At 63.9% G+C, this 7,458-nt stretch carries 5 protein-coding genes and 2 pseudogenes; all 7 read right to left on the bottom strand.

What is annotated here, in order from left to right; all coding sequences use genetic code 11:
- Positions 1-968 (bottom strand): annotated as a pseudogene (locus tag ACLP2E_RS01670) (methyl-accepting chemotaxis protein); the annotation flags it as partial.
- A 288-nt stretch (positions 969-1,256) separates the two neighbouring features.
- A pseudogene (locus ACLP2E_RS01665) lies at positions 1,257-3,500 on the bottom strand (hypothetical protein); the annotation flags it as partial.
- Positions 3,501-3,736: 236 nt separating this feature from the next.
- Positions 3,737-4,192, bottom strand: coding sequence for a chemotaxis protein CheW (locus tag ACLP2E_RS01660; RefSeq protein ID WP_442464969.1), 456 nt, complete (start codon positions 4,190-4,192; stop codon positions 3,737-3,739).
- On the bottom strand, positions 4,192-6,207 hold the full coding sequence (locus ACLP2E_RS01655) for a chemotaxis protein CheA (protein ID WP_442464968.1): 2,016 nt from the start codon (positions 6,205-6,207) through the stop codon (positions 4,192-4,194). The genes ACLP2E_RS01660 and ACLP2E_RS01655 overlap by 1 nt, the downstream gene beginning before the upstream one ends.
- Positions 6,204-6,416 carry a hypothetical protein gene (locus tag ACLP2E_RS01650; RefSeq protein ID WP_442464967.1) on the bottom strand — a complete coding sequence of 71 codons (213 nt, stop codon included), beginning with the start codon at positions 6,414-6,416 and terminating at the stop codon, positions 6,204-6,206. Before ACLP2E_RS01650 ends, ACLP2E_RS01655 begins: the two co-directional genes overlap by 4 nt.
- Positions 6,417-6,559: 143 nt before the next feature.
- Entirely contained in the window at positions 6,560-6,907 is a 348-nt protein-coding gene (locus tag ACLP2E_RS01645; protein WP_442464966.1) for an STAS domain-containing protein, read from the bottom strand.
- A gap of 328 nt (positions 6,908-7,235) precedes the next feature.
- A partial coding sequence (locus tag ACLP2E_RS01640) for a hypothetical protein (protein WP_442464965.1) occupies positions 7,236-7,458 on the bottom strand: 223 nt, incomplete at its 5' end.

Here is a 7,458-nt window from a genome sequence, read left to right as displayed (position 1 = left end):
CCGCGCATCGAAGCCGCCTTGCCCTTGAGCCGCGTAACCGCCGTATCCACCCCAATCGCCTTGGCAGGGCTCCGCCCGGGCTCGCCTTCGACGCGGAAGAAGGCGATACTGTGCTGAAGCTGCTCGGCCTGTGCGCTCAGCTGCTCGGACGTCGCCGAGACTTCCTCCGCCACCGCCGCATTCTGTTGCGTCACCTGGTCGAGTTGCTGGATCGCCTGATTGATCTGCGTCGCACCGACGTCCTGCTCGCGGCAAGCGGCGCTGATTTCGGCGACGAGTTCGGCGGTGCGCTTGATGTCGGGCACCAGGCGAACCAGCATCTCGCCGGCCTCCTGCGCCGACTTCACCGTCCCGGACGACAGCGTGCCGATCTCCGCCGCAGCGGCCTGGCTGCGTTCGGCGAGCTTGCGCACTTCCGAAGCGACCACCGCGAAGCCGCGCCCGTACTCGCCGGCCCGCGCCGCTTCCACCGCCGCGTTGAGGGCGAGCAGATCGGTCTGGCGCGCGATCTCCTGGACGATGGTGATCTTCTCGGCGATCGTCTCCATCGCCTTGACCGCGCGGTTCACCGCCGAGCCGCTCGCCTCGGCGTCCTGCGCCGACTGGCGCGCGATTTTCTCGGTCTGGCTGGCGTTGTCGGAGTTCTGCTTGACGTTGGAGGCCATCTCTTCCATCGACGAGGAGGCTTGCTCGGTCGCCGAGGCCTGTTCGGTCGCGCCTTGCGACAGGTTCTGGGAGGCCTCGCTGGACTGCGCGCTGCCCGTGGCCACTTGATCGGCGGCAACTTGCACCTCTTGCGCGAAGCGAGACAGGTTGTCGACCAGGGCGTTGATGCTGTCGATCAACGTGTTGAAGTCGCCGGCGTAGCTTTCCGTGATCTTGCCGGTCAGGTCGCCCTGCGAGATGCGCTCAATGTATTCGCTGGCGACATTCAGCGGGGTCACGACGGCTTCGAGCGTATTGTTCAGGCCTTCGACGATCCGACGGTATTCGCCTTTGTGAGCCGCCGCGTCGGCCCGCACCGACAGCTTGCCATCGACAACCGCCTTGACCAGGGTGTTGGCGTCGGCGACCACGGCGCCGAGGCTGGCCTTGAGCAGCATCAGCCATTCGTGAATCTGGTCTTTCGCCGACGCCTTGTTCATCGTCGCCGTCATGTCGCCGTTGGCCATGGCGGTGATATAGGCGACGAGTTCCTTGAACCAGGCGATGCACGTATTGAGGTTGTTTTTGATGGTGTTGAAATCGCCGGAATAGCTGTCGGTGATCTCAGGCGGGATGACGCCCTTGGAGATCTGGTCGATGTAGTCGGCGGCGACGTTCAACGGCCCGATCACCGCGTCGAGCGTATTGTTCACGCCCTGCACCACCTTGCGGAAGTCGCCGTGGTGATGGCTGGTGTCGGCTCGGGTCGCCAACTTGCCTTCCACCGCCGCCTTCGACAGCATGTTGGCGTCAGCCACGAGGGACTCGAGACTTTCCATCATCGTGATCACCGCGGGCATGAGGACGTCGTTTTCGGACCGACGCCCGATCTTCTTGTACTCCGCAAGATCCTCCAGGTTCCCTTGCGCGATTTTTTGCATTGATGTCGTGAGGTGACGGATGCGTTGCTGAGCGCCGTTGACGCCATGCGCCAAATCGGCAAACACTCCCAAATAGTTTCCGTCCACGCCTTTGCTGTAGTCGTTGTCGGCCATCCTTTGCGCAACCTCGGCCGCCTCTCGCAAGCCGCCCAGCCCATCGATGCACTGATTCTGGTTGGTCTTGATGACGTTGAAGTCGCCGTTGTAGCTGTCGGTAATCTTGGCCGGGATGACGCCCTTGGAGATCTGGTCGACGGTGTTGGCGGCGATGTTCAACGGCCCGATCACCGCGTCGAGCGTGTCGTTCACGCCCTGCACGATCTTTCGGAAGTCGCCATTGTGCTTGCTTGCGTCAGCTCGCGTCGCTAGCTTGCCTTCGACGGCTGCGTTCGACAATTTCGTCGCGTCGGTTATGAGTTCGCCGATCGCGCGCTTGAGTTGCGACAGACTTTCATTGATCGTGTCGAACTGCGCTTTGGCTTCGCTCGTGTATTTGCCCGCTTCCGGCGTCTTCAATTCGATATTCAGATCCCCTTCGGCCAATTGGCCCAAGTTCTCGGCTAGGCGTTTCACCTCATGGGCCGTGTAATCCCGTACGCTCAGCGTCGCTGAAAGATCTTGCACGACCTCGACGTAGCCGACATGCTGGCCTCTGATATTGACAAGGTTCGAAGTGTCTTGCTTGCAGTTCATACCGCACCAGTCGAAGAAGCTCTCCCCATTGCCGCGCTTCAGCTGCATGATGCCGCACTTCTCGGTATTGCAGATGTTGGCGGCGGCCGTCGAGCAGGGTCTGCCGACCGCGTCCTTGCGGTCGCGGACGTAGCGCTGGTCGACCATCAGCTTCTCGAAGGCTTTGTTGAGGAACACCCACTTCATGTCGGTGTCGATGACGTGGATGGGGAACGGCACCGCATCGATGATCGCCTGGTACCAGTTCAGTTTTTCCGTGATCACGTCGAGGGTGCGATTGAAGCCCTGGACGACCTTCCGCAAGTCGCCCGAGTGGCGGGTGTCGTCGGCGCGCGTCTCGAACCGCTCCGCCACGGCCGCTTCGGTCAGCATGTGACTGTCGGCGACCAGGGACTGGAGGCTTTCCATCACCTTGATGATCGCGGGCACGAGCTCGTCGTTTTCGGACCGACGCGCGATCTTCTTGTACTCCGCAAGTTCCTCAAGATTCCCCTGTGCAATATCGTGCATCGTTGAAATCACGTGGCGGACTCGTTGCTGAACGACGTTGATGCCACGGGCTAAATCGGCAAAGATTCCTACGTAGTTTCCATCGACCTTTTTGGTGTGGTCGTTGTTGGCCATCCTTTGGACGACCTCCGCCACGTCTCGCAAGCCGCCCAGCCCATCGATGCACAGATTCAGGTTGGTCTTGAGGATATTGAAGTCGCCGTTGTAATTGTCAGTGATCTTGGCCGGGATCGCGCCCTTGGAGATCTGCTCGACACAGTTGGCGGCGACGTTCAACGGCCCGATCACCGTGTCGAGCATCTCGTTGACGCTCCTGATCGCGTCGCCGTACGCCCCCGGGAACGCAGCGGCGTCGCCGCGCTTTGCCAACTGCCCCTGTCGGCTACATTCGGTCAGCTTCCCCAGCTCGGCCTGGAACTTCTGCAGCACCATCGCGATGCCGTTGACGTTCTGCTTCATCGTTTCGTGATCGCCCTGATAGGTCTTGACGATCATTTCATCAACTTTGCCGTGGGCGATCTGGCCAAGGATGCGGTTTCCCTCGCCGATCGGCAGCAACGCCGCGTCCAAGAGTTCGTTGATGGCGACAAGCACGGCCTGCGCCTCGCCGCTCGCTATGCTGACGTTGGCGCGGGTGGACAACGAGCCCGCCGCGATCGCCTGCGTGAGGCGCTGGACCTCGGCCAATTCGATATGGCTCTGCTTTAACATCGAAAGAAATGACATACTGCACCCACTGTTTTCGTTTTGTTTTTCGTCTTCAGATTTCGACCAAGGTTCGTGTGGCGTTCAGTTTATCGTCGCGGGGTTAAGCGCCTAACATCTGCGACTTTGCCGTCGCTGATGAACTGAAATTCTTGACAGAGATCGCCGTCGGTCATCGCCGACAAGGCAAAGACCGCGCCGAAGGCGCTGGCCAATTTGATATGAGGGTAAACCGCATGTTTTCAGCTCCCCTCTGCGCTCAAGATTCTCGCCATGTCCGGCAGCACGATGAATTCGTCTTTCCACTTGGCGATTCCAGCGATGAACTCGGGCCGCCAATGCATGCCGACCGGCGGGGTCTTCTGCATCGTCGAGGCGTCGAGCTCGGTGACCTCGTAGACCTTGTCGGCGACGATCCCGATGGTGGTCGGAACGCCGTCGATGTCGATTTCGATCACCACGAAGCGCGAGTCCTGGGTGACCTCGGCCGGCGCCATGCCGAAGCGCAGCCTGAGGTCGGCGAGCGGGATCACCTTGCCGCGCACGTTGAGCACGCTGGCGACATAGGGCTTTGCCCCCGGCACCCGGGTGACCGGCGCCGGATCGAGGATCTCGCGCACCTGACGCGCATCGATGGCGAATACCTCTCCGGCGAGGCCCAGCATCAGCGCCTGGGAGGCGGTTTGGGACTCAGACATCACGCGGCCTCCAATGCCTTGGCCTGCCTGGCTTGCAGCCGCGCCTCGCGCGCCTGCCCCGAGGCGATCAGATGCGGCACGTCGAGGATCAACGCGACCGCCCCGTCGCCGAGGATCGTCGCGCCGGAGAAGCTCGGCACGTCGGCGTGCAGCTTCGACAGCGACTTGATCACCGTCTGATGGCCGCCGATGATCTGGTCGACCACCAACCCGACGCGGACGTCGGCATTGGCGACGATCACCACTTTCTGGTGCGGGTCGGGCTCGCCGCGCTCGCCGAACAGCTCGCGCAGTCTGAGGAACGGCACCAGCTCGCCGCGAATATTGAGGAAGCTGCGACCTCTCGAGCGCGAGTCGACCTCGTTCGACAGCTCGACGCATTCCTCGACCGAGGTCAGCGGCAGGACGTAGCGCGACTCGGCGACCCGCACCAAGAGGCCTTCGATGATCGCCAGGGTCAGCGGCAGACGCAGGGTGAAAGTCGAGCCCTTGCCGGCTTCGCTGGCGACGTCGATCGAGCCGCGCATGCCCTCGATCGCCCGCCGCACCACGTCCATGCCGACGCCGCGGCCCGACAGCGCCGAGACCTCGTGGGCGGTGGAGAAGCCGGGCAGGAACAGGAGCTGGTGCAACTCGGCCTCGGAGAGGACAGCGCCAGGCGCGACCAGGCCGTTTTCCTCGGCCTTGGCGCGGACCTTGGCGAGGTTGAGCCCGCCGCCGTCGTCGGAGACGCTGATCAGCACCTCGGCGCCGGCGTGGCGCGCCACCAGACGGATATGGCCAACGAGATCCTTGCCGGCGGCGCGGCGCGCCTCGGCGCTCTCGAGGCCGTGGTCGGCGGCGTTGCGGATGACGTGGATCAGCGGATCGGCAAGCCGCTCGATCATCGTCTTGTCGAGCTCGGTTTCCTCGCCCTCGGCGATCAGCTCGATCTCCTTATTGAGATCGCGCGACAGGTCGTGGACGAGGCGGCGGAAGCGGCCGAACAGCGAGCCGATCGGCAGCATGCGGATGCCCATCACCGCGTCGCGCAGCGACGAGGCGAGCCGTTCGATCTCCTCGGCGACGCCCTTGGCGTTGGCGCCGGCGGCGGCAAGTTGGGTGAGCCTCGCCTGGGCGATCACCAGTTCGCCAACCTGGTCCATCATCTCGTCGAGGCGTTCAGCCTGGACGCGGATGGTCGCCGATTCCTTGGCGCCGTTCTTCGCGGCGACCTCCCCCACCGGCTGGCCGCCGGCGAGCGGCGGCGCGACGGCCGCGACGGCGGACGGGACGGCTGCGGCGGCCGGCGGCGCGGTGCCCTCCTCGATGCCGAGCTCCATGTCGCCGGCGACGAAGATGAACACGTCCTCGATCTCGCTCTTCGGATGGGCGGTCTCGAGCAGAACGTGCCAGGTGAAGTAGCAGGCGGTTGGCTCCATCTGGTCGAGCGGCGGCGTCGCCTCGACGTCGACCGCGACCCGGCAGTCGCCGAGCGTGCGCAATTCGTCCAGCAACAGCAGCGGGTTGCTGCCATTGACGAGGACGTCCTTATGGAAGCGCATGCCGACCCGCCACTCCTTCTGCTCGGGCGGCGGCGGGGACGGCGAGGCGGCGGCGGATTGGGGCGCGACGCTGGCGAGCGCCGAGCCGGCGCCCGGCCCCTGAACCAGCTTGCGCAGGTCGGACAAGATGCACATTCCGATGACCGCGTTCGCCTCTTCCGGCTTCTCGATCTGCGTGCGCAAAAAGTCCTTGGCGTTGAGCGCGATCGCGATCAGGTCAGGGTCTGGGGCGGCTTCGCCCTTTCGCACCCGATCGAACGCGCTCTCGAACTCGTGGGCGAACGCGGCGACCTCGTTGAAGCCGAACATCGCCCCCGAGCCCTTGATGGTGTGCAAGGCGCGAAAGGCGCTGTTGATCAGGTTGCGGTCGTCGGGCGAGTGCTCTAGATCGAGCAGCGCCGCCTCCAATTGTTCGAGCAGTTCGCTCGCTTCTTGGCGGAAGATTTCGACGGGATCCGTGCTCGAGGTCATCCGGGCGCCTTCTTGTTTGCGGCGATGAACAGTTCCGGCTTGGCGAGGCGGTCGGCCGTGCCGGCAGGCTTCGCCTGCGGCTTCAGGCCCTTGTCGGATTCGGCGGCGAGCATGGCGAGCGGCGCCCTGCGGTCGAGTGGCGGCTGTCTGAGCGGTCGGATGAAGCCAATCCCGTTCATTTCCGGCATGCCGGGGTCTGCGACGACCATCTCGAGCGCGCGGCTGCGCGCCGCCGCAACGCCTCGTTCCGGTCGCTGGCGACGGCCCCGCCGCAGCCGACAGGGCTCGGCGCATCCACGTCCACGCGCCGGCTGCGCAGCGCCTGTTCGCCTGCAGGCATCTTTGTCACCGGCTACCGCTTGACCCGCGAGGCGAAAATCTCGGCCACCGACGTCGCCCCGGACGGCGGCGCGAAACCGCAGCGCCGCAGCGCGTCGCCGAGAACGCCTTGCGGCGGCGAAGCCAGCGCGACCGTCTTGTGCGATTGCCCCGCCGCAAGATCGGCTGCGACGAGGATCTGCAGAAACGATACGTCGGCCTCGGTCACATCGGAACAGTCGATCACCAGCCGCTCGCATCCGTTGAGCGCCTCGAGCACCGTCCGATGAACCTCCTCCCCGACAGGCGTCGTCAGGCCCCCGCTGAGCTTCACCGCGGTGTGTTCTTTCGCGGCGTCGAGGCTGAAGATCTGACTAGGCACGCAGCGGCTTCCTTCTTCGACGTGTGGCGTCGAGGCGCGCGGCCAGTCTTCGTGTCCAACGAGAGTTGCGCCGACTCGACAAGCGATCGGATACGATTCTTGCCCCTTGCGAGACGAGATTGCTTTCAGAGGAATTCGGGATGTCGACCGGGAGTCGACGGGACGAAGAACGGCTTCATGCCTTCGTCGGCTCGGCGAGGAGCGCGACGATTCGTCGTTCGTGACCATCCCCGAGATTCGCTATCCGACAGTTAACGGGCGAGGCGGGAAGGATGCATCGACGCCGTTCCGTTGAACCGGCGGAACGCCCTTGCCGTTGCGCTCTCGTTCACGCTTGCCGCCTGCGTGCCAAAATAACTAGAATTAATTGGAAAACGATATAGGAATAACGGAATGTAATGTAGAAAGATCCTGTCGACTCCCAGTCGGGCCCGCGATGCCGCTTGCCGTCCTCTTGGTCTCCGCCAACCGAGTGAGGCGGCTTCCCATGATCGACGACGACCGCCGGCGCGGCCGTCGCGTTGCGTCGCTTGCGTCGCCTTTCGGGGTAC

This window comes from Rhodoblastus sp. (assembly GCF_052145335.1).
Classification (GTDB): Bacteria; Pseudomonadota; Alphaproteobacteria; order Rhizobiales; family Beijerinckiaceae; genus Rhodoblastus.
This window is presented reverse-complemented; position numbering and strand designations above follow the sequence as displayed.